Annotated in this window: 18 protein-coding genes; 10 read left to right on the top strand and 8 right to left on the bottom strand. The window is 68.2% G+C overall.

All coding sequences use genetic code 11. The features are described from left to right. Positions 1-7: 7 nt before the first annotated feature. The 3 genes from lpdA to ACFTS5_RS13675 all read right to left on the bottom strand — a co-directional run bounded on the left by lpdA (position 8) and on the right by ACFTS5_RS13675 (position 3,222). Entirely contained in the window at positions 8-1,456 is a 1,449-nt protein-coding gene (gene lpdA / locus ACFTS5_RS13685) for a dihydrolipoyl dehydrogenase (protein WP_378630748.1), read from the bottom strand. Between the two features lie 160 nt (positions 1,457-1,616). Beyond that, positions 1,617-2,783 (bottom strand): PucR family transcriptional regulator, encoded by a 1,167-nt coding sequence (locus tag ACFTS5_RS13680; protein WP_378630746.1) that lies wholly within the window; start codon positions 2,781-2,783, stop codon positions 1,617-1,619. 100 nt (positions 2,784-2,883) lie between these two features. After that, positions 2,884-3,222, bottom strand: coding sequence for a MarR family winged helix-turn-helix transcriptional regulator (locus ACFTS5_RS13675; protein ID WP_378630745.1), 339 nt, complete (start codon positions 3,220-3,222; stop codon positions 2,884-2,886). A 264-nt stretch (positions 3,223-3,486) separates the two neighbouring features. Between ACFTS5_RS13675 and ACFTS5_RS13670 the strand changes: the two genes are divergently transcribed. The 3 genes from ACFTS5_RS13670 (at position 3,487) to ACFTS5_RS13660 (ending at position 6,788) form a co-directional block, all read left to right on the top strand. Beyond that, positions 3,487-3,858 carry a VOC family protein gene (locus ACFTS5_RS13670; protein WP_378630743.1) on the top strand — a complete coding sequence of 124 codons (372 nt, stop codon included), beginning with the start codon at positions 3,487-3,489 and terminating at the stop codon, positions 3,856-3,858. A 63-nt stretch (positions 3,859-3,921) separates the two neighbouring features. Further along, a complete protein-coding gene (locus tag ACFTS5_RS13665; protein ID WP_378630741.1) occupies positions 3,922-5,205 on the top strand; it encodes a class I SAM-dependent methyltransferase in 1,284 nt (427 codons plus the stop codon). Positions 5,206-5,300: 95 nt separating this feature from the next. Beyond that, a complete protein-coding gene (locus tag ACFTS5_RS13660) occupies positions 5,301-6,788 on the top strand; it encodes an SDR family oxidoreductase (protein ID WP_378630740.1) in 1,488 nt (495 codons plus the stop codon). Positions 6,789-6,791: 3 nt separating this feature from the next. On the opposite strand, the gene ACFTS5_RS13655 is transcribed toward ACFTS5_RS13660, so the two are convergent. Genes ACFTS5_RS13655 through ACFTS5_RS13645 form a run of 3 tightly spaced genes read right to left on the bottom strand, consistent with a single transcriptional unit; the run spans position 6,792 to position 10,439 of the window. Further along, on the bottom strand, positions 6,792-7,754 hold the full coding sequence (locus ACFTS5_RS13655; RefSeq protein WP_378630738.1) for a phytoene/squalene synthase family protein: 963 nt from the start codon (positions 7,752-7,754) through the stop codon (positions 6,792-6,794). Then, the gene (crtI, locus tag ACFTS5_RS13650; RefSeq protein ID WP_378630737.1) at positions 7,751-9,277 is read right to left on the bottom strand and encodes a phytoene desaturase family protein; all 1,527 of its coding nucleotides are present in this window, start codon (positions 9,275-9,277) and stop codon (positions 7,751-7,753) included. Before crtI ends, ACFTS5_RS13655 begins: the two co-directional genes overlap by 4 nt. A gap of 34 nt (positions 9,278-9,311) precedes the next feature. Beyond that, on the bottom strand, positions 9,312-10,439 hold the full coding sequence (locus ACFTS5_RS13645) for a polyprenyl synthetase family protein (protein ID WP_378630735.1): 1,128 nt from the start codon (positions 10,437-10,439) through the stop codon (positions 9,312-9,314). 217 nt (positions 10,440-10,656) lie between these two features. Here ACFTS5_RS13645 and ACFTS5_RS13640 point away from each other — a divergent pair, with 217 nt between their 5' ends. Then, entirely contained in the window at positions 10,657-11,283 is a 627-nt protein-coding gene (locus ACFTS5_RS13640; protein ID WP_378630734.1) for a TetR/AcrR family transcriptional regulator, read from the top strand. 162 nt (positions 11,284-11,445) lie between these two features. Here the strand turns inward: ACFTS5_RS13640 and ACFTS5_RS13635 are convergent, their stop codons facing one another. Then, positions 11,446-12,078: an NAD(P)-dependent oxidoreductase gene (locus ACFTS5_RS13635; RefSeq protein ID WP_378630732.1), complete on the bottom strand. Its 633-nt coding sequence runs from the start codon at positions 12,076-12,078 to the stop codon at positions 11,446-11,448. 138 nt (positions 12,079-12,216) lie between these two features. Between ACFTS5_RS13635 and ACFTS5_RS13630 the strand changes: the two genes are divergently transcribed. Together ACFTS5_RS13630 and ACFTS5_RS13625 are read left to right on the top strand one after the other, a co-directional pair. After that, positions 12,217-12,855 carry a TetR/AcrR family transcriptional regulator gene (locus tag ACFTS5_RS13630; RefSeq protein WP_378630730.1) on the top strand — a complete coding sequence of 213 codons (639 nt, stop codon included), beginning with the start codon at positions 12,217-12,219 and terminating at the stop codon, positions 12,853-12,855. 180 nt (positions 12,856-13,035) lie between these two features. Beyond that, positions 13,036-13,962 carry an SMP-30/gluconolactonase/LRE family protein gene (locus tag ACFTS5_RS13625; RefSeq protein ID WP_378630729.1) on the top strand — a complete coding sequence of 309 codons (927 nt, stop codon included), beginning with the start codon at positions 13,036-13,038 and terminating at the stop codon, positions 13,960-13,962. Here the strand turns inward: ACFTS5_RS13625 and ACFTS5_RS13620 are convergent, their stop codons facing one another. After that, positions 13,963-14,175, bottom strand: a complete 213-nt coding sequence (locus tag ACFTS5_RS13620) for a hypothetical protein (protein WP_378630727.1) — start codon at positions 14,173-14,175, stop codon at positions 13,963-13,965. A gap of 197 nt (positions 14,176-14,372) precedes the next feature. Here ACFTS5_RS13620 and ACFTS5_RS13615 point away from each other — a divergent pair, with 197 nt between their 5' ends. Genes ACFTS5_RS13615 through ACFTS5_RS13600 form a run of 4 tightly spaced genes read left to right on the top strand, consistent with a single transcriptional unit; the run spans position 14,373 to position 19,999 of the window. Next, positions 14,373-15,842: a serine/threonine-protein kinase gene (locus tag ACFTS5_RS13615; RefSeq protein ID WP_378630726.1), complete on the top strand. Its 1,470-nt coding sequence runs from the start codon at positions 14,373-14,375 to the stop codon at positions 15,840-15,842. Next, positions 15,839-17,038, top strand: coding sequence for a hypothetical protein (locus ACFTS5_RS13610; RefSeq protein WP_378630724.1), 1,200 nt, complete (start codon positions 15,839-15,841; stop codon positions 17,036-17,038). Before ACFTS5_RS13615 ends, ACFTS5_RS13610 begins: the two co-directional genes overlap by 4 nt. Before the next feature lie 5 nt (positions 17,039-17,043). Then, positions 17,044-18,570, top strand: a complete 1,527-nt coding sequence (locus ACFTS5_RS13605; RefSeq protein ID WP_378630723.1) for a serine/threonine-protein kinase — start codon at positions 17,044-17,046, stop codon at positions 18,568-18,570. Beyond that, the gene (locus ACFTS5_RS13600; RefSeq protein ID WP_378630721.1) at positions 18,557-19,999 is read left to right on the top strand and encodes a serine/threonine-protein kinase; all 1,443 of its coding nucleotides are present in this window, start codon (positions 18,557-18,559) and stop codon (positions 19,997-19,999) included. The genes ACFTS5_RS13605 and ACFTS5_RS13600 overlap by 14 nt, the downstream gene beginning before the upstream one ends. Positions 20,000-20,001: the final 2 nt, after the last annotated feature.

Below are 20,001 nucleotides of genomic sequence, written 5' to 3'. Positions count from 1 at the left end.
GAGCTCCTCAACGCTTGCGTGGCGCGATGTGTACCGGCAGTCCGAGTCCGGCCATGGCCGCCTCCATGCCGATTTCGCCGAGAGTGGGGTGGGCGTGGATGGTGTCGGCCAGCTCGTCGAGCGTGGCTTCCAGCGAGATCGCCAGCGCGCCCTCGGCGATCAGATCGCTGGCGGACGGGCCGATGATGTGCACACCGAGCACTTCCTGATGTGTCTGCCCCGCAACGATTTTGATGAACCCCTCGGTCTCGCCGAAAGTCTTCGCCCGGCCCAGTGCCGCGAACGGGAATTTGGCGGTGATCACCTCGTGGCCTGCCGCGCGGGCGGCGTCCTCGGTGAGACCGACGCTCGCGATCTCCGGGTGGGTGAACGTCGCGGCCGGGATGACCGTGTAGTCGATGTGGGTGTCGTGCCCGGCGATCACCTCGGCCGCGGTGATGCCCTGGTGGGAGGCGACGTGGGCGAGCAGGGCCCGGCCGGTCACGTCGCCGATGGCGTAGACGTGCTCGACGCCGGTTCGCAGTCGGTTGTCGACCTCGATGAAACCGCGCGCGTCCGTGGCGATTCCGGCCACATCGAGGCCGAGTTCCGCGGTGTTGGGGCGTCGCCCGACGCCGACGAGTACGACATCGGCGTCGAGTTCCTGCGCCGCCGGGCCGCCGACCGTCACCCGCAGCGCGTCGCCCTCGGTGATCGCCGTGACGGTGGCGCCGGTGAGCACGGTGATGCCACGCGTGCGCAACGATCGGCCGAGTGCGTGGCCGATCTCCTTGTCCTCCAACGGAACCAGGCGATCCTGCATCTCCACGACCGTGACCTGGCTGCCGAATGTGGCGAACAGGCTGGCCCATTCCGCGCCGACCGCGCTGCCGCCGATGACCACCAACCGTCGCGGTACCTCGGTGAGCCCGAACGCGCCGTCGGAGGTGACGACGCCGGGCAATCCCGCGCCCGGGATCGGCAGCTGCGCGGGCACCGAACCGGTCGCGACGATCACGTCGCGCGCGCTCACCCGGCGCATCGCCGTTCCGGCGGGCGCGGCGTAGCGGGGGCCGCCGTCGAAGATCGGTGAGGCGCCCACTTCGTGGACCTCCACGACAGTCGGTTCGACGAACCGGGCATGACCCTCGATGACCGTGACACCGTTGGCCTTCAGCAGGCCCGCGACACCGTCGGTCAGTTCTTTGACGATGGAGTCCTTGCGCTGGCGGACCGCACCGAAGTCGTAGCGCACATTGTCTGCGTGAACACCGAATTCCGCTGCGGTGGTGAGAGTCTGGAAGACCTCCGCCGAGCGGAGCATAGCCTTGGTGGGGATGCAACCCCAGTTCAGGCACACGCCGCCAGGGCGCTCCTTCTCCACCACACAGACCTTCAGGCCGCGTTGCGCGGCACGGATGGCGGCCACGTATCCGCCCGGTCCACCACCGATCACCAATAGATCGAATTCCAGCACTCGTGGTGCTCCTCAGCTCGAACGATCAACCCATCCACGGTCGTGGCTTGGATCATCTGTCGAGTCTCACGGTCCACAAATGCACAAACAACCAACCGACAGCCCAGAAATCGGAGCTCGAAAATGGGCGCAGCGCCCAACCGGTCGCGGTTGCGGGGAGTCAGCCGGGTGGGTTCACGCCCATCTCCAGCGCGGCCAAGGCGAGGGAGAGTTCCAGGTAGGACCGCTGTCCTTCCAATCGCCGACCCAGCAGGGCGGAGATTCGCTGGAGCCGATTGATCACGGTGTTGCGATGGCAGTGCAGTCGCGGCGCGGCATTCGCCGCCGAGCAGTTCTCCTCCAGCCAGATCGCCAGGGTGCGCAACAGGATCTCGCGCTCTTTGACCGGCAGTTCCAGCACCGGGCCGAGGGTGCGCGCGATCATGAGCGCGATCAGGTCGGGAGAGCGCAGCAACAGCGCTTCGGGGTAGCGCTCCTCCAACGACACCAAGCCCCGCACTGTCGCGGGCAGGGTCTCCAAGCCGAGCATCGCCAGCGCGTGGCCCGTATCGATCTGCGCCAATCCCTGCACCACCGGTGACGCCGCCGCCCGGCCCCGGATCCGGCTTCCCACCTGGTCCAGCACAGCGGAACCGTCTCGCTGCTCGAGCGAGACCAGCCCCACTGTGGTCTCGACACGGTCGTGCCAGACCGACCGAATGCCCATGGCCGCCAACGCGGTCTCGGTGCCGAACTCCACATGCGGACGGTCACCGCGCACTGCGACCACCAGATACCCACCGTGGGCGGGCAAGTTCAGCTCGCGCGCCGCACGCGCGGCGAAGGTCGCGTCGCGCGCGCTGCCCGCCAGCAGGTCCTCGATCACGCCGTGTCGGCGCCGCTCGTCGCGACGTACCTGCTCCAGTTCGGTGCTGCGATAGGAGGTGACCAGCGACGACGACATGCCGTCGATGGCCGACCAGGTCGCCACTCCGATCTTGCGGACCTCACCGGGCGGGAGTTCCCCGGCCTTGTCGAGCAGCGCCTCCCACACGATCTGACCGCCGAGCCGGAACGTCCGCAACATGACCTCCAGCGGCACGCCCTGCGCGGCCCGATTGCGGCCGATAGCGGCGGCGACATCGTCGCGGTCCGGGCTCGTCACGTCACCGGCGACCAGATCGAGCACCCTGGTCAGATACCGGCAGCACGCATGGTGCAGGTCCTCCCGGCTCACCGGCGAGTAGTCGGTCCACTCCGGGATATCGGTGAAGATCGCGGCAATCAACTGCCTGGTCAGCGCGGGAATCTCGGTTCGGCACGCGGCCACCAGCTCCCTCGTACCCACCGGGGGAAGGGTGTGCTTGGATCTCGCGGCCATATCGCTAGACGCTACGCCCGACCCCGACTACCGCGGATCAGCGTCGCCACCTGTTCGAAGCGGGAGCTCATCGGATCGTTTCGTCGGCGAGGCGTTCCAGGTAGCCGGCGAATTGGCGACGGTCGTGCTCGGTCCACGACGCGGTGAGTTGATCGAAGCATCGGCGTTGCCAGTCATGGGATGCGGCGGACAGCTCGCGGCCGCTGCCGGTGAGTCGCACGACGACCCGGCGGCGGTCGTCCGCTGAGCCCTCCCGGGCGAGGTATCCGGCCGCGACGGCGTCACGCACCATACGGCTGGCACCGGAGTGGTCGAGGCCGAGCTGTTGGGCAACGTCGGTGACGGTGGTTTCCCTGTCTGTCCGAAGCGCGGCGGCGACGGCTTCCACGACTTGGATGTGCTGCACACGCCGCCGGTCATCGTCTGACTCCGAGCTGGAGCCGGTGAATGCCTGGTTGCTCCAGCGGCGTGACCAGAAACGGACCAGCCGAAACAGTGCCGGACCTCCGTCGACCGCATGGCGGGGTTCGGTCACCGCAGGACCGGCTGTGGATGGAGAGTTTCTACCGTCGCGTGTGCCCACCCTCGACATAGTATGCGATGCGCACGTATATTTATATGCGTCTCGCATACAAATGACCTTTCCGGGTCCATTGCACAGGAGGTGGCGATGTCCATCGTTCTCAACCACACGATCATTCCGGCGACCGACAAGTGTTCCGCGGCAACCTTTTTCGCCGAGCTGATGGGACTGACGGTCTCAGTACCGAGCGGGCCCTTCGTGCCGGTGCGGGTCAACGACGATCTGACGTTCGACTTCGACGACCGCGGGCAAGTCGAGCCCGGCCACTACGCCTTCCTGGTCGATGACGACACCTTGGACGCCGTGGTGGGGCGGCTGGCTACGTGGCCTGCGGTCGAGTACGGTTCAGGGCCCGAACACGGATGGGACCGGCAGGTCAATCACCTGGCAGGTGGGCGCGGGGTCTATGTTCGCGACCCCGACGGCCACAGCTACGAGCTGTTCACCCGAGTTCCCTGATCTGGCACGGATGGCGCCGCGTCGTTGCCGCAGTGGCGGCGCGAGGCGGGCCATAGTGGTCGGATGGGTAACCAGTCCACGATCGCTACCGCGTTCCGACCTCTGCTGCGAGCCACGCTGGGCCCCCGCCCCGCGGTGGGGTTCGAGTTCTGGGACGGCAGCACGATCCATCCCGACGGTGAGAGCCCCGGCACGATGCGCGTGCGCTCCGAGGACGCGCTGCGTCATCTGGTCTGGGCGCCGGGCGAGCTCGGCTTGGCGCGGGCTTTCGTGTCCGGCGCGGTGGATCTCGACGGCGATATCTTCACGATGCTTCGAGCACTCCAGTCGACCGCGCCGAACGATGCCCGTCTCGGTCTCGGTGCGACATGGCAGGCCATCGGCGCGGCGCGCCAGCTCGGGGCGCTCGGTCGCCGCCTGGAACCACCGCCGGAGGAAGCCCGCCCGCAGCGTGGACCCCTGCACACCAAGCGGCGCGATGCGGCGGCGATCAGTCATCACTACGACGTCAGCAACGACTTCTACCGGCTGGTGCTCGGCCCGAGCATGACCTACTCCTGCGCGCGGTTCGTGCCGGACGACGACGGCTCGCTCGAGGCCGCCCAGCAAGCCAAGCACGACCTGATCTGCCGCAAGTTGGGCCTGGCCGAGCAGACGGGTCTGCGACTGCTCGACGTGGGCTGCGGCTGGGGGTCCATGGCGATCCACGCGGCGTCGACCTACGGTGCGCAGGTCGTGGGCGTCACCATCAGCAGTGCTCAGGTCGAGCTCGCCCGCAAACGAGTCGCCGACGCGGGGTTGTCGGACAGTGTCGAGATCAGGCTTGCCGACTATCGGGACCTGCGCGGCGAGGAGTTCGACGCCATCTCCTCGATCGGCATGTTCGAACACGTCGGCTCTGGGCGCGCCGCCGAATACTTCGACACCCTGCGCGCACTGCTGCACCCGCGCGGACGGCTGCTCAACCACGCCATCTCCTCGCCGGGCGGCTCCGTCATGCGCAATCGATCCTTCATCGGTCGCTACGTCTTCCCGGACGGCGAACTCGTCGATGTGGGCGAAGTCGTGCTCGCCATGCAACGCGCCGGATTCGAGGTCCGTGACGTCGAGGCCCTGCGCGAGCACTACGAACGCACCCTCCGCCAGTGGGTCGCGAATCTCGAAAACGAGTGGGAACAGGCGGTTTCGCTCGTCGGCGAAGGGCGAGCCCGAATCTGGCGGCTGTATATGGCCGCCTCCGCGCTGGGCTTCGAGGACGGCGGACTCGGGATTCACCAGGTCCTCGGCGTGGTGCCCGAAGCGACGGGCAACGCCGCGATGCCCGCGACACGACGGGACTGGGGATAGTCCGCACGGCAACAGCTCGCACAACGATCACCGTCCCGATATGATGAATCATTTATGCATCGAATAAAGCCGATGACGAGCACAGGGAACGGGTGATGAGCATGCGGTGTGTGGTTTTCGGCGCGACCGGCTACATCGGTGGACGTTTGGTGCCCGAGCTGATCCAGGCCGGCCATCAGGTCCGGGTGGTAGCCCGGACCCCGGAGAAGTTGGCAGAGGTTCCGTGGCGGGAACAGGTCGAGATCGTCCGTGGCGATGTCACCGACGATGACGAGGTGCGCGCCGCCGTCGCCGGCCAGGAGGTCGTCTACTACCTGGTGCACTCGTTGGCCCGGGACGACTTCTCCGACATCGATCGCGAGGCGGCGCGGCTCGTCGCGGCCGCGTCGAGCTCGGCCGGGGTCGACCGCATCGTCTATCTCGGCGGCATCATCCCCGAGCACGCGACGCTGTCCCGCCATCTCGCCTCCCGCGCCGAGGTCGGCGAAATTCTGCGCGAATCCGGTGTTCCCACGGCGGAACTGCGCGCCGCGGTGATCATCGGATCCGGTTCGGCCAGTTTCGAGATGCTGCGATACCTGTCCGAACGCCTGCCCGCGATGATCACCCCGCGATGGGTGCACAACCGGATCCAGCCCATCGCCGTTCGGGACGTCCTCTACTACCTGGTGCAGGCCGCGGAGTTGCCCGCCGACGTCAATCGCGCCTTCGATATCGGCGGGCCCGACGTGATGACCTACCTGACCATGATGCGCGAATACGCTGTCGTCGCCGGGCTGACTCGTCGCGTGGTGCTGCCGGTTCCGGTGCTCACGCCGTGGCTGTCGGCGCAATGGGTCAACCTCGTGACCCCGGTGCCACGAGCACTGGCCGTACCGCTCATCGAGTCGCTCGTGCATGAAGTCGTGTGCGCCGAGCACGATATCGCCACCTACATCCCGGATCCCGCCGAAGGCCTCACCCCCTACGCGCGTGCCGTGGAACTGGCGCTGACCCGTATTCGCCATGCCGACGTACCCACCCGCTGGTCCGATGCCAGCACGTTCGGCGCGCCCTCGGATCCGCTGCCCACCGACCCCGCGTGGTCGGGCGGCTCGCTCTACGAGGACCTCCGCGAGCAGCACACCGACGCCGACCCCGAAACCGTGTGGGCGGTGATCGAAGCCATCGGCGGCGAGAACGGCTGGTACTCCTTCCCTCTCGCCTGGTCACTGCGCGGCTGGATCGACCGTGTCACCGGCGGTGTCGGGTTACGCCGCGGCCGCAAGAACCCCCGCCACCTGCACTCCGGCGAAGCCTTGGACTGGTGGCGCGTCGAATACATCGACCGGCCCCATCTCCTGCGGCTGCGCGCCGAGATGCAGCTCCCGGGACTGGCGTGGCTCGAACTGGGTGTGGAACCGGACCCGACCGGCGGCTCCCGCTATCGGCAGCGGGCCATCTTCCAGCCGCACGGTCTCGCCGGACACCTCTACTGGAAAGCGATCACGCCGTTTCACAACGCCGTGTTCGGCGGCATGGTCCGCAACATCACCGGCACCGCCGAACACGACCCCGCCGACGGCGCGGTGTCGTCCAGCTGACGATCAGCCTGCCGCGTTCGTCAGTGCGCGAGCGCGGCTACCTCGCCGCGCCCACAGCGCACGAGCCAACGCCGAACCGGCAACGCGGGTGCGGCGCGCGTTGCCCACGGTGGCGCGCGCGGTGAACACCGCGAACTCGCTCTCCTCGATGCGGTCGAGAATTTCCGAGTACAGCACCGCCGCGGTGGCTACACAGGGGCGCGACACCGGATGTAGCTGCGCTATTCCGCTGTCGGCGTACCGGTACCAGCCGCGCGCGATCGCGTGTTGCTCGGCCAGCGCCGACCGGACCTTCGCGTCGGTGCGTCGGCGAGAACGACACCACTGCAACCTGGTGCGGTCCACATCATGGGCAGCCAGTTCGTCGGCCGGTAGGTACACCCGGCCACGGTCGAGATCCTCGGCGATGTCGCGCAGAAAGTTGGTGAGCTGAAACGCTTTTCCCAGCGCGGCCGCGTACGGGGCAGCATCGGCTCGTTCGCCGACGGTGCCGAGCACCGGCAGTACCTGCAAACCGATCACGTCGGCCGAACCGTGCACATAGCGGTCGAGCGCGGCCCGGTTCGGGTAGTCGGTGATGGTCAGATCCATCCGCATCGAGTCGAGGAATTCGTCGAACAGGACATGGTCTATCTCGTATCTGGCGGCGGTATCGGCCAGCGCGGCGAAGATCGGGTCGTCGACCGGGGTACCGGAAAGGCTGTCGTGCAGGTCCTTCGTCACCGCGTCCAGCCGTTGCGCCGGAGTGCCCGCTGCATCGTCGGTCGGTGGCTCGTCGACGATGTCGTCGGCCCACCGGGCGAAGCCGTAGAGAGCGTGGATCGCCGGTCGCTGGGCGGGCGCGAGCAGCCGGGTGGCGAGGAAGAAGGTGCGGCCATGGCGCGCGTTGAGTTCCCGGCAGCGCTGATACGCCTCGCGCAGTCGAGCATCGCGGATTCCGGCCGCGTCGAGTTCCGTGCGAATCATCGTCGATCGCCTCCGATCGAGGTCGAGGTCGAAGCCCGCGACGCGGACACCGTGCCGGTGACGCGGTCGGCGGCGAGGCGGCCCGACAGCAGTGCTGTCGGTACACCCACGCCGGGTACGGTGCCGCAGCCCGCCAGCACCGCATTGCTCACACCGCGAGGGAGGTTCGCGGGGCGGAAAGGGCCGGTTTGGGCGAAGGTGTGTGCGAGCGAGAACGGGGTTCCGGCCAGCAGGCCCTGCCGCTGCCAGTCGGCGGGCGTGTCCAGATGCACGACCCGGGCGTCGCTGACGAAGCCAGGGACCAACCGGTTCTCGACTATCGCGGCCAGCTCCTCGCCGTAGGCGGTGGCACGGCGATCCCAGTCGAGGTCACCGCTGCGGTAGAGGTTGGGCACCGGGGCGAGAACAGTGAACAGGTCGCGACCGGGTGGGGCCAGGGTGGGATCGGTCGCGGTCGGGCGGGTCACCAGCAACGACGGGTCGGTCATCACTTTTCCGGCACCGATCAGTTCGTCGAAGGTCTGCTCCCACGCGGCGCCGAAGACGAGGTTGTGATGAGCGGTAGGCACCGATTCGGGGACACCGACGTGCATGACGACCGCGGACGGCGCCGGGCGCCAACTGCTCGGGCGACGCGGGACGCGGTCGAGCAGCTCGTAGGCGGTGGGAAGTTCGGTCGCGAGAACGACAGCGTCGCAAGGAATTCGGCGGCCACGCTCGGTGAGCACCGCGGTGATCCGGGATCCACGCCGCTCCAGGTCGTTGACGGTCTCGCCGTAACAGAACGTCACACCGGCATCGACAGCGGCGGCGGCCAGGGCGTCGGGTAGTGCGCGCATGCCGCCGCGCGGAAAGGAGACCCCGCCCACGGTGTCCATGTAGGAGATCACCGCGTACAGCGCCAGTGCGCGTTGTGGCGAAACGCCCGCGTAGAGCGACTGGAAGGTGAAGACGCGCCGCAGCCGTTCATCGGTGAGGAACGATCCGATGGCCCTGTCGAGACGCCGGAATCCACCCAACGCGATCAACCGCGCGAACGCCGGCGTGAGCAGCCCGAGCGGAGAGTCGACATTCGCGGCGATGAACCGTTCGAATTCGACCTGGTACAGCTCGCTCAACCACGTGCGCAGCCGGCGATATCCCTCGACCTCCTTCGGTCCGGCGAACGCCAGGACCGATTCCTCCATGGCCGAGGCGTCGCTGTGGACATCGAGCCCGGTGCCGTCGGCGAAGTGGGCGCGGTAGGCCGGGGCGACGGGCAACAGCTCCAACCGGGACTCGAGACTGTCACCGACCGCGGCGAGGGTGTCGGCGACGATGTCGGGCATGGTGAGCACCGACGGTCCGGTGTCGAGCAGATAGCCGTCGACGTCGCGTCGTCCGGCCCGGCCACCGGGGACCGTATCGCGCTCCACCACCGTGACGCTGCGTCCGCGTCCTGCCAGATGCAACGCGGCGGCCAGTCCTGCCAGGCCGGCCCCGACGACGACCACCTCATCGGTTGTTCCCGATATCGTGCGCATTGCTTCCTTTCGATGGGAGCGGCGGATTCGCCGGTCAGTGCGAGCGGTGCGTGCACAACAGCGCCATTCGGTGCAGCGCGTCGGCCACCGACGGTTCGAGGTCGGCGTCCTGGAGAAGCCGACGCGCATGCTCGACGCGCTCGCCGATCATCTGCTCGGCACGCCGGCGTGCGCCGCTGTCGACGATCACGGTCTGGGCGAGCGCTACGGCCTGCTCATCGATGGACTCGGCCCGCCAGAGCTCTCGTAGCCGGGCGCGATCCGACGGCTCGGCGAGCTGATCGGCCAGCGCGATCACGGTGGTCGCCTTGCGTTCCCGGACATCGTCTCCGGTGGGTTTCCCGGTGGTCGATGGGTCGCCGAAGATGCCGAGAAGATCGTCGCGGAGCTGGAACGCTTCCCCGATCACTTCGCCGTATTCACCGAGAACGCGCATCACCGTCTCGTCGCAGCCGGCCATCGCCGCACCCAATTCGAGTGGGCGCCGCACTGTGTAGTTGCCGGACTTGCGCCGCGCGATATCCATCACCTCGCCCACGCTCGGGAGCCGGTTCGCGTCGTTGGTCAGGTCCGCGAGCTGACCTACCGCCAGTTCGCTGCGCATCGCGTCGTAGCGCGGCCATGCCCGATCCAGCGCGGCGGCAGGCAGGCCGCTCTCGCGCATCATGCGCTCCGCCCACACCAGGAACAGGTCGGCCATGAGGATCGCCGCGGACTCGCCGAATCGGGCCGGCGAGCCCGACAATCCCTGATCGCGGTGCCACGCGGCGAGCCGGAGGTGGGCTGACGGCTCTCCCCGCCGGACCGCCGACTCGTCCATCACGTCGTCTTGCACCAGCGCGAACGCGTGCAGGAGCTCCGCACCTGCGGCCGCGCGCAGGGCGGCTTCGGATTCCCCTGCGCCACCGCACAGCCAGCCGAGATAGACGAAGACCGACCGTACGCACTTGCCGCCCGACGCGAAATCGATCATCAGCCGGCTCGGGAGCGAGAATCCCGCCGGGTCGAGTTCGGCCCGGCAACGCGCGCGGACGAACTCGTCGACATGACCGCGTACCGAGATCTGTGTGCGCGCGAGCCAGTCGGCGAACCGCGCGGATCCGTCATCACCGGTTGCGGGTTCGCACGGTCGAAGCGCGATTGCTACTCGTTCGGCATCCACCCTTCGATTGTGACACCGATCGGGCAAAAATGCATCGTTTGCGCATCGTTTGAATCGGAGTCAGGCTCCTGATATCGCGGCCGCCCCACCGATCACGCGTCGTGACCGGCCATCATCGAGCTGTCCGGATTTCGGGCGCCGCCCCATTTCGGGCCGTCGCCGCCGAAACTAGACTTGCCGACGCCGAGCTTCCGATCGGCCCGGGGAGGAGGGTTCGATGCCGCCCAAATCGACCGATCGGCGTCGCCCCACCCAGGATCGGGCCAAGGCGACTCGCGAGCACATCCTCGACACGGCCGCAGAGCTTTTCGGCGAGCGGGGCATCACCAACACCTCGACCAACCGGATCGCCACTGCCGCGGGGGTCAGCATCGGAACCGTCTATCGATACTTCCCCGACCGCGCGATGATCGTCGACGAGCTCCTCTCCCGCATCCAGGGCAATATCGAGCGGCGATTCACCGAACGCGTGCGCGATCTGTCCGACACTCCGGTGCAGCAACTGGTTCTGGGCGTACTCGAAGCCATCATGGAGGAGATGTCCACCGACGTCCCTCTGGTGCGTGCGCTGATAGCGGGGTTGGACTTCTACAGCAGCGGCATGCCCGAGCTGGAAATACGGTTGCGTCTGCTGGTCAAGATGCAGGTGATCCAGATTCTCGGCCCCGGTGACGACGACGAGTACGACGTGCTGACCTTCACGATCATCAGTGCGTGTTTCGGTACGGTCCTGCGCGCCGCCGTACTGGAGGACACGCGCGTGCGCGACGAGGTGATCGCCACGACCGCGCGGTTGATAGCAACACTCGCCGACATCGAGCGGGAGACCCGCGCGGTCGACTGACCAGTGATCACCCCTGCTCGCGGCATCACCCCGAGCACGCCAACGGGGCCGCCCACCGAAAGGTGAACGGCCCCATCCCCGTTGCCGCCCTCGCCCTCCCCTCCAGGGCGAGGACAACATCGGCCGGCGCCCGCGAGTCGGGGCGGCCAGGATTGTGAGCTGTCAGTTGGCGATGCCGACCGCTGCGCGCAGGTGTTGGGACCGCTCGATGATGTCGAGCATGAAGTCGGCGGCATCGCCGCAGGTGATGGAGTAGCCCGTCGCCCGCCCGCTCGCGTCGACCTTGACGGTTCCCTTGTCGGACACCGCTTTCAAGGCCGGGAGACGCACGGCTGTCCACGCCAGCTCACTGGCCTCGAGCTGGGCTTCCATCGCCACTTTGGCGTCGAGAATGGGCGGCAGCCGACGCGCGAACAGCGGCACCAGGACGCGACGGAAAAGCACCGCACCGGAACCGGGCAGCCCCATGTTGCTCGCGCACACAAGTCGTTCGATGCCGCGCTCGCGCATCTTCTCGATGATCACCCGCGTGGCATCCGGTACGAGGTCATTGGGTTTGCCGTCACCGAGTCCGCCGACACCCAGGTACTGGATCACGGCGTCGGTGCCGTCCAGCGTGCGCTCGACGGCCGCCGGGTCCAACGCGTCACCGCGCACGACGCGAACGCCGTGTGGCGCTTTGTCGGCGCTTGTCTGGGAACGAGCGAGGACTGTCACGTCGTGCCCGCGTTCGAGCGCTTTCGCGACAACGGCGCTGCCGCCCATCCCGGTCGAACCGAAGACCACCAGTTTCATGTTCCGAGCCCCGCCTCTGTGTGGTCGCTCGAGATCGCGATCGCCCACTCGGACAACCCACCCTCACGACAGTAGTTACTGTTGTTTGAAACGACAGTAACTACTGTCGTAAGGTCGGTCAAGACGGAAGGCGGACACATGGTCAGAACGTGGGCGACAGACGATCCCAAGGCCGGGCTGATGGCGCGCAAGCGTGCCCAGATCGTCGCGGCCGCGCGCACGGCCTTCCTCGACGAGGGATACGCCGCGAGCTCGGTCAACAAGATCGCCGACGACGCCGGCGTCTCGATCAAGACCCTCTACCGCCACTTCGAGACGAAAGACGAGCTCTTCACCGCCGTCATCGCGGGACTCTGCGCACCCGAAGGCGACACCTCCCGCGACCCCGCCTGGTACACCGATCCGCCCGAGGTCGGCTTGGCTCGCGCGGGCGAGGAGTACCTTCGCCATGCCCTCTCCGACGAGCAGCTCGCGCTCTACCGGGTGGTCGCTCACGACGCGGATCGTTTTCCCGAACTCGGGCGCATCTATCGGCGGGAAGTCCTCGGCCGCGGCGGCCTGATCTTCGCGTCCTATCTGGACCGGTGGCGCGAGCAGTCGGGCTGGCGAATCGCCGACAACTACGAGGCGGCCGCGGTGTTCGGCGGACTGCTGAAGGCCGGGCTCTTCGACCAGGCGTTACTCGGCGCAGCGCAGCCCGACGCCGAAGAGATCACTCGCCGAGCGCGCCACGCGGCCGACCGACTGCTGACCATCCTCGAAGCGGGCAACCTGTGAGGCTGGGGACGCCTGCCGCACCTCCGGCTTCATTGCCCCACCGCGGCGTCGCCGACGTCCACGGCCGATCCGTTGTTTCGGTGCGAGTTCCACGACCGTCCCCCTAGGCTGGGCCCGATCTCGTCGACAACACCGCCTCCGACAACGGCAGAGCTGCCGACCCGGACCCCGAGGAATCCGATGCCCCTCTCCCCCACCATGTCTCGCGCGCTCACCGCGATCGCGGTCACCGCGACAGCCGCCGTCCTTCCCACCGCGCAGACCGCGTCCGCCGAACCGGTTTCGTGCGCACAATGGGCTCGGCACACCGTCGCGGCGGGGTACGGAATACTCGAGAACCTGGGGTTCGACGGTCGCGGAGATCTGCTGCTGGCAGAGCAATCCGCCACCGGGTCGGCCGGCACCCTGCAACGCCTCGGTGCCGACGGCTCGCGATCTGTCGCCCTCACCGACGTCGAGGGCCCCGGCTCGATCCTGACTATCGGCGACACCGCGTATTTCACGACGGGCAACAGCGTCACCGCCGCTCTCACCGACCGCGCCGACGGGACGATTCAGGCCCTGCATCTCGACAGCGGCACCGTGAAGACGGTGGCCTCCGGTCTCACGATGCCGAACGGGTTAGCGCAGTTGCCGAACGGCGACTTCGTCGTCAGCAGAGACATCGGCGCCGGCACCCTGACCCGGGTCACCCCCGACAACATCGCGACACCGTACGCGCCGACACTGAGCTCTACCAACGGCCTCGCGTTCGACGCGCAGCGCAACCGGCTCATCGTCTCGACGACGTTCAACCCCACCTCGGTCATCGCCGCCGTAGACTACGCCGATCCCGAAAGCCCGCCGCGACAGGCTGTGATTCCCGGCATCGGACCACTGAACTCGGCCGACGATCTGACCGTCGGCCAGGACGGCAAGGCCTACGTCACCCTCAACGTCGCGGGCAGTGTCCAGCAGGTCGATGTGGATACCGGCCGAACCTGCGCGATCGCCGACGGCCTGCCCTTGTCCTCGTCGGCACGATTCGGATCCGGCCCCGGCTGGGACCCGAAGTCGTTGTACGTCACCAGTTTTCTCGGCACGGTCACCAAGCTGACACCGGCCTGATCACCGGTTGAGGCAGACCGCCACGAGCAGCGGGCCGTACGGATTCTCGGCGCTGCCCACCGCGACCAGCAGGCCGCCGACCGGGCTGCAGAGCACGTCCAGACTCGACGAGCCGGTGTCCGCCACCGGCTGCTGGGCGTGCGCGGAGCCCGCGCCGACGGCGGACGCGAGCAGGAAGAGAGCGAGTGCGGACGACGCCGCGAGCTTGTTCATAGTCCCACCGTGCCGTGCGCGCTCGCGGCGCGCACGCCCCGAATTGCTGGGGCGCACACCGAGAACCACGTCCAAAGTACTCGAACTATCGACCGGTGACCCGGCCACCAGTCGGGTTATAGTCGGCCGGTCGACCATGGGTCGGTCGACTCGCGCCGGAAGGGTCCCGGCGCCGATCGGTTCGGGAAGCACGACGGTTGACTGTTTCTGAGGGCATGGATTTCGCCGGGTACCGCCTCGAGCGACGCCTCGGCATGGGCGGTATGGGCACGGTCTATCTGGCCGGTCATCCGCGGCTGCCGCGCAAGGACGCGCTGAAAGTGCTGTCCGACAAGCACTCCGGCGATGCGGTGTTCCGTGAGCGCTTCTTGCGTGAGGCCACGATCGCGGCCCGGCTGAGCCACCCCAACCTGGTCGCGGTGCGCGATCGCGGTCAGCACGACGGCCGACTGTGGATCGCGATGCAGTACGTCGACGGTGTCGACCTCGCCCAGCTGATCCGCCGTGGACCGGGCGCGCTGCCGCTGGACCGGACGGTCAGGATCATCACCGAGGCCGCCAAGGGACTCGATCTGCTGCACCGCAAAGGGGTGCTGCACCGCGACGTGAAACCGGCCAATATCCTTGTCGCCGAACAGGACGGCCGCCCCGACCGCGTGCTGATCACCGACTTCGGCATCGCCAGACCCGCTGACGCACCCACGAATTCGACCGGCGCCGGGCTCAGCGCGACCCTGGCTTATGCCGCGCCCGAGCAGATCAACGGCGGGGCGATCGATCACCGAACCGATGTGTACGCGCTGGGCTGTGTGCTCTACGAACTGCTGACGGGGTCGGTGCCGTTCCCCCGCGACACCCCGGCCGCGGTCATGTACGCCCACCTGCACGAAGCGCCGCCTGCACTCGGCAAGCCCGGGCTCCCACCCGGATTCGACGAGGTGATCGCGACCGCGCTCGCGAAGAACCCCGGCGACCGGTATCCGTCCTGCGGTGCGTTGGCAGCGGCCGCGTCCGCCGCCGCGCAGGGGACGGTCCGGCTGGCCGCGGTCCGGGCACCCACCCGGCGGCGCCCGCTCGTCTACGGCGCGCTGGCCGCCGCGGTTTTGATCGCGCTGACGGCTGGGGTGCTCGGCGTCACCCGAACCGGGTCCACCGAACACGCACCGACCGCGATCGCGCTCGGTCCACAAACCGCGGTAGACCCGGTCTCCTGGGGCGCGTACACCTATGTCGCACAAGCATTTCCGGAGCTGCTGCCCGCTTCACAGTTCGGGACCGGATATCAGGAGATGTGGGGGTGCAGGCCCTCCGACGAGAAAATGCGGGACCTGCCCGTCGATGTCTTCGTCCCGACCGGGCGGATCATGTGTTTCGGCAATCGTGAACCGGTGCAGACGATCGAACTCGTGTGCAACGCCGACCGCTCGCCGATCGCCCCGCCGCCGACCTACGATCGCGCCGAGGGCGACGAACAGTGGACCAGGCCGTCGAGCCACGGAAATCTGCACTGGGGAACCTATCTCGACCTCTACAAGGCCCCGCAGCTCACGGGTTACCTGCGGCTGTACTTCGACGATCCCGACCGCAGCTTCTGCTACATCGTCGTCACCGGTGCGCAGAACGGCACCGAGCTGCGGGCCGCCTGGTGGACGGAGGCACCGCTATGAGACTCGCGCCCCTCGCGGTCGCCCTCGGCGTGATCCTCGCCGCGGCCTCGGGTTGCACGGTGACCGGTGATCCGACGCCCGTGCCCGATCCCGCCACCCTCGATGTCGGCCCCTACAGCCGCTTCCCGTTGCGCGCGCCCGAACACGGCAGCGAGTATCACGGGCGCGTGGTCGAATCGGTTCGGCTCGGCGAGGCCATGGCCAATCCGGCCAGGGTCGACCCGGCACTGACCGTACCCCGCACGAAGTCCGGTTCGGACCCCCTGCCCACCGCCGCGAAAGCGGCGGCGCTGCTGGCCAATCCGGTGCGGGCGGTCCTGGAGCGCCACGGCATGCTGGCCGGCTACACCGTCGGCGCCACCGATACTTCCACCGAGTTCTCGATCGGCAGTGGCCGAATTCTGCAGGTCACGCTGCTGCGATTTCCCGATGCGGCGGCCGCGGGACTGGCCGCGCAGGAGATCGACTCCGCCGACGCCGCGGTGAGCGCGGACAACGTGGCCGTCTCGATCCCCGGGCACCCGGCGGCGCGCGCGCATTGGCGTCCGTCGGTGCCGACGCTGGCGGCGACGATCGCCATGGACTCGTTCGTCGTCACGGTCATGGCCGGGCACACCTCGCCCGACCTCCCCGCGCTGACAACGCTGGCGGGCAAGGCTTTCGAGGAACAGCGGCCGATGTTGCGCGATATCGTGCTCACCCCGCCCGAGCAATTCGCCGACCTGCCGCTCGACCGTGACGGCATGCTGGGACGCATGGTGCCCGAGGCACCGGGCCGCTGGCCGTATCCGGTGGTGATTCTCGGCGACTTCAGCGAAGTCGCGGGGTGGGAAAGCCTGGTGCAGGCGCGCGGCATCGTTCTCGGTCCGCGGGCGGGCCATTTCTACCAACCCACCCGCGAGGTCGCCGAATTGGTCGGCCTCAACCGATACGACCGGCTGATGCGCTTCGCCGACGCGGCGACCGCGACCGCGTTCTTCGCCAACCTGCCCGACAACAACGACCAATTCGTCGTTCCACCACCGAAGGGCATGGTCGACATCAACTGCGCGGAGTCGATGAAGAACTCGCCGATGACCAAGTTCAGCTGCCGCCTTCGATACGGCCGCTATGTCGGAGTCGTTTTCAGCCGGGACTACCAGGATGTCCTGCAACGTGCGGCCGCGCAGTACGCGCTGCTGGTGAACAGCGAGTAGAGGCGATGACCGAAACCCTTCCCCCGGGAACCGTTTTCGCCGAATACCGGATCGAGCGGGTGCTCGGCTCCGGCGGCATGGGCACGGTGTACGTGGCCGCCCATCCGCGACTGCCTCGCCGCGACGCGATCAAGGTACTGCCCGAGAATGCCGGTGCGGGCGAGGAATTCCGGGCGCGTTTCCTGCGCGAGGCCGAACTGACCGCCCGGCTCGATCATCCGAATATCGTCGCGGTGCACGACCGCGGCGAGCACGACGGCCGGCTGTGGATCGCGATGGAGTTCGTGGCGGGGACCGACGTGGCCGCGCTACTGCGCCACGAGTCGCCGATACCGCCGGCGCGGGCCGTGCACATCGTCACCGAGACCGCGCGCGGGCTGGACGAGGCGCACCGCCACGGCCTCCTGCACCGCGACGTGAAACCGGCCAATATCCTGCTCGAGCCGGTCGAGGACGCACCGGATCGTGTGCTGGTCGCCGATTTCGGCATTGCCAGGGCCGCCGGTGACGGCACCGCGCTGACCGCGGTCGGGACGGTCGTGGCGACGCTCGCCTACGCGGCGCCGGAACAGCTGACCGAACAGCGCGTGGATCATCGCGCCGATGTCTACGCCCTGGGCTGCACCCTGTTCGAACTGCTCACCGGCACGAAACCGTTCCCCCGCGATTCGGTGGTCGCGGTGATGCAGGCGCATCTGATGGCACCGCCGCCGCGGGCCACCGCCCTTCGGCCGGAACTGCCGCCCGCGATCGACGCGGTGCTGGCCCGTGCGCTGGCGAAGAACCCCGACGAGCGCTATTCGTCGTGCGGTGCACTGGCCGCCGCGGCCGCGGGTGCTTTCGGTGTGGCGGCCGATCACACCGTGGTCGCGGCCGTTCCGCCGCCCATCACCGAACGCCCTGCCGCACCCGCGCCGAAACAGTCACCACGGCAGGCGAATCCGCGGCTGCGGTACACCGCCGTGGCAGCGGCCGTCATCATGCTGGTGGTGGCACTCGCCGTCGCCGTGGCGGTGGTCCGTGACCCCGACGATTCGACGGCGAGTCCCGTCACACCGACCAGCAGCGCCGGGGTGACCTGGGGGCGTTATGCCTTCATCGTCGACGCGCTGCCCGGGCTGCTGCCCGCCACCCCGACCCGAACCGGACATCAGGGCATTCGATGCGCTGCCATGGCGGTGGGTTCCGGTGGGCCGGCCGATCTGGACCTGATGCCCGACGAAGTCGCGCGCGTCGCCTGCACCGGCAACAACAACCCCATCCGCGATGTCGACGTGCGTTGTTCGACGAACCGGAACCCCTTCATCCTCGTGAACGAACCGGGTGCCGTGGTTCTCGGTGACCAGAAGTGGGAACGCGCTACCGGGCGTGGCCGGGTGACGTGGTCGACCATGACCGTGTCCACCGGCGATCTCGGCTTGGTCGGCGTCGGATTCGACGAACCGACCCGGAACTTCTGCATGGTCGTCGTGATCGGTGCGACAACGGGCCAGGAACTCTACGACCGGTGGTGGGCAGATGCTCCGTTCTGACGACGAGTTCGCCGGGTACCGGATCGAACGGCGACTCGGTGCCGGTGGCATGGGCGAGGTGTACCTCGCGCGCCACCCTCGGCTCCCCCGGCACGATGCGCTGAAGATCCTGTCCGACCGGTACACCGACGACGAGGAATTCCGCGCGCGGTTCTTGCGCGAAGCGGAAGTCGCTGTGCGGCTGCAACATCCGAATGTCGTCGCGGTCCGTGATCGCGGTGAGCAGGACGGCCGCCTGTGGATCGCGATGCAGTTCGTCGACGGTGGCGATGTCGCCGAGCTGATCCGGCAGGAGACCGCGATTCCGGTCGAGCGGGCGCTGCGCATCGTGACCGAATCGGCGAACGGTCTCGACGAGATCCACCGGGTCGGCCTGCAACATCGTGACGTGAAGCCCGCGAACCTGCTGCTCACCGCGGAACCGGGGGAACCGGATCGGGTGCTGGTCACCGACTTCGGGATCGCCCGCACCGCCGAAGGTGACGGAGCCCTCGGCCAGGGTGCGGGATTCACCGCGACACTGGCCTACGCCGCGCCCGAGCTGATCAACGGCGACCCGGTGGATCATCGCGCCGATGTGTACTCGCTGGGGTGCACGCTCTATCAGCTGCTCACCGGGACGGTCCCGTACCCGCGCAGCAGTCCCGCGGCGGTGATGTACGCGCACCTGTCCGACGAACCGCCCCGGCCGTCGCTCGAAAACGGCCGGGTGCCGGCCGAATTGGATACGGTCATCGCCACCGCGCTGGCCAAGGACCCTTCACAGCGCTACCAGAGTTGCGGTGAGCTGGCCGCTGCCGCGCGCGCGGCCTGCGTACCGAAGACCTCCGCCGCGCCGCGCCGACTCCTGACCGGCGTGGCGATCGCTGCCGCTGTGGCTGTGGCGGCGGCGATTTCGCTGGCGACGGGGTTCGCCGGTGAGGATTCCGGTGCCGCTGCCCCGACCCGGGTCGCCACGAACTCCGACGCGTGGGGCGCGGCCGCCCTGGCCGCTGAGACCTTGCCGAACCTGCTGCCGGTCGCACCGCTTGCCGTCGGATACCAGGACGTCAACAACTGTCTGCACATCGACCAGGACGGCAATGTGCTCGCGCTCGATCAGCAGGTCGATGTCGGCGGTGTGCTGTGCCTCGGTGACCGGAACCCGGTCGAAACCCTCTCGGTCGTCTGCCGGTCGGATCGCACCCAGATTCCGGCGTGGACAGTGAATCTGGCGGTGGAGGGCGAGGAGCTGTGGACACGCGACGGTGCGAGCGGGAAGGTGCGATGGGGAACCATCACGGGCGACGACGGCTCACACATCGGCCGGCTCGACGTGATGTTCGACGGGCCCGACCGGCAGTTCTGCAGGCTGCGTATCTCCGGCAGCACCTCGGGTTCGGTGCTGTGGGAGCGCTGGTGGCCGGACGCTCCACTGGGACAGGGGTAGCC

The sequence above is a fragment of the Nocardia sp. NPDC056952 genome (genome assembly GCF_042674185.1).
Classification (GTDB): Bacteria; Actinomycetota; Actinomycetes; order Mycobacteriales; family Mycobacteriaceae; genus Nocardia.
This window is presented reverse-complemented; position numbering and strand designations above follow the sequence as displayed.

Coding starts and splice junctions, on each gene's coding strand:
- ACFTS5_RS13670 (WP_378630743.1), top strand. CDS start 3,487: ATGTCCATCGTTCTCAACCACACGATCATTCCGGCGACCGACAAGTGT.
- ACFTS5_RS13665 (WP_378630741.1), top strand. CDS start 3,922: ATGGGTAACCAGTCCACGATCGCTACCGCGTTCCGACCTCTGCTGCGA.
- ACFTS5_RS13660 (WP_378630740.1), top strand. CDS start 5,301: ATGAGCATGCGGTGTGTGGTTTTCGGCGCGACCGGCTACATCGGTGGA.
- ACFTS5_RS13655 (WP_378630738.1), bottom strand. CDS start 7,754: ATGATTCGCACGGAACTCGACGCGGCCGGAATCCGCGATGCTCGACTG.
- crtI (WP_378630737.1), bottom strand. CDS start 9,277: ATGCGCACGATATCGGGAACAACCGATGAGGTGGTCGTCGTCGGGGCC.
- ACFTS5_RS13640 (WP_378630734.1), top strand. CDS start 10,657: ATGCCGCCCAAATCGACCGATCGGCGTCGCCCCACCCAGGATCGGGCC.
- ACFTS5_RS13635 (WP_378630732.1), bottom strand. CDS start 12,078: ATGAAACTGGTGGTCTTCGGTTCGACCGGGATGGGCGGCAGCGCCGTT.
- ACFTS5_RS13630 (WP_378630730.1), top strand. CDS start 12,217: ATGGTCAGAACGTGGGCGACAGACGATCCCAAGGCCGGGCTGATGGCG.
- ACFTS5_RS13625 (WP_378630729.1), top strand. CDS start 13,036: ATGCCCCTCTCCCCCACCATGTCTCGCGCGCTCACCGCGATCGCGGTC.
- ACFTS5_RS13620 (WP_378630727.1), bottom strand. CDS start 14,175: ATGAACAAGCTCGCGGCGTCGTCCGCACTCGCTCTCTTCCTGCTCGCG.
- ACFTS5_RS13610 (WP_378630724.1), top strand. CDS start 15,839: ATGAGACTCGCGCCCCTCGCGGTCGCCCTCGGCGTGATCCTCGCCGCG.
- ACFTS5_RS13605 (WP_378630723.1), top strand. CDS start 17,044: ATGACCGAAACCCTTCCCCCGGGAACCGTTTTCGCCGAATACCGGATC.
- ACFTS5_RS13600 (WP_378630721.1), top strand. CDS start 18,557: ATGCTCCGTTCTGACGACGAGTTCGCCGGGTACCGGATCGAACGGCGA.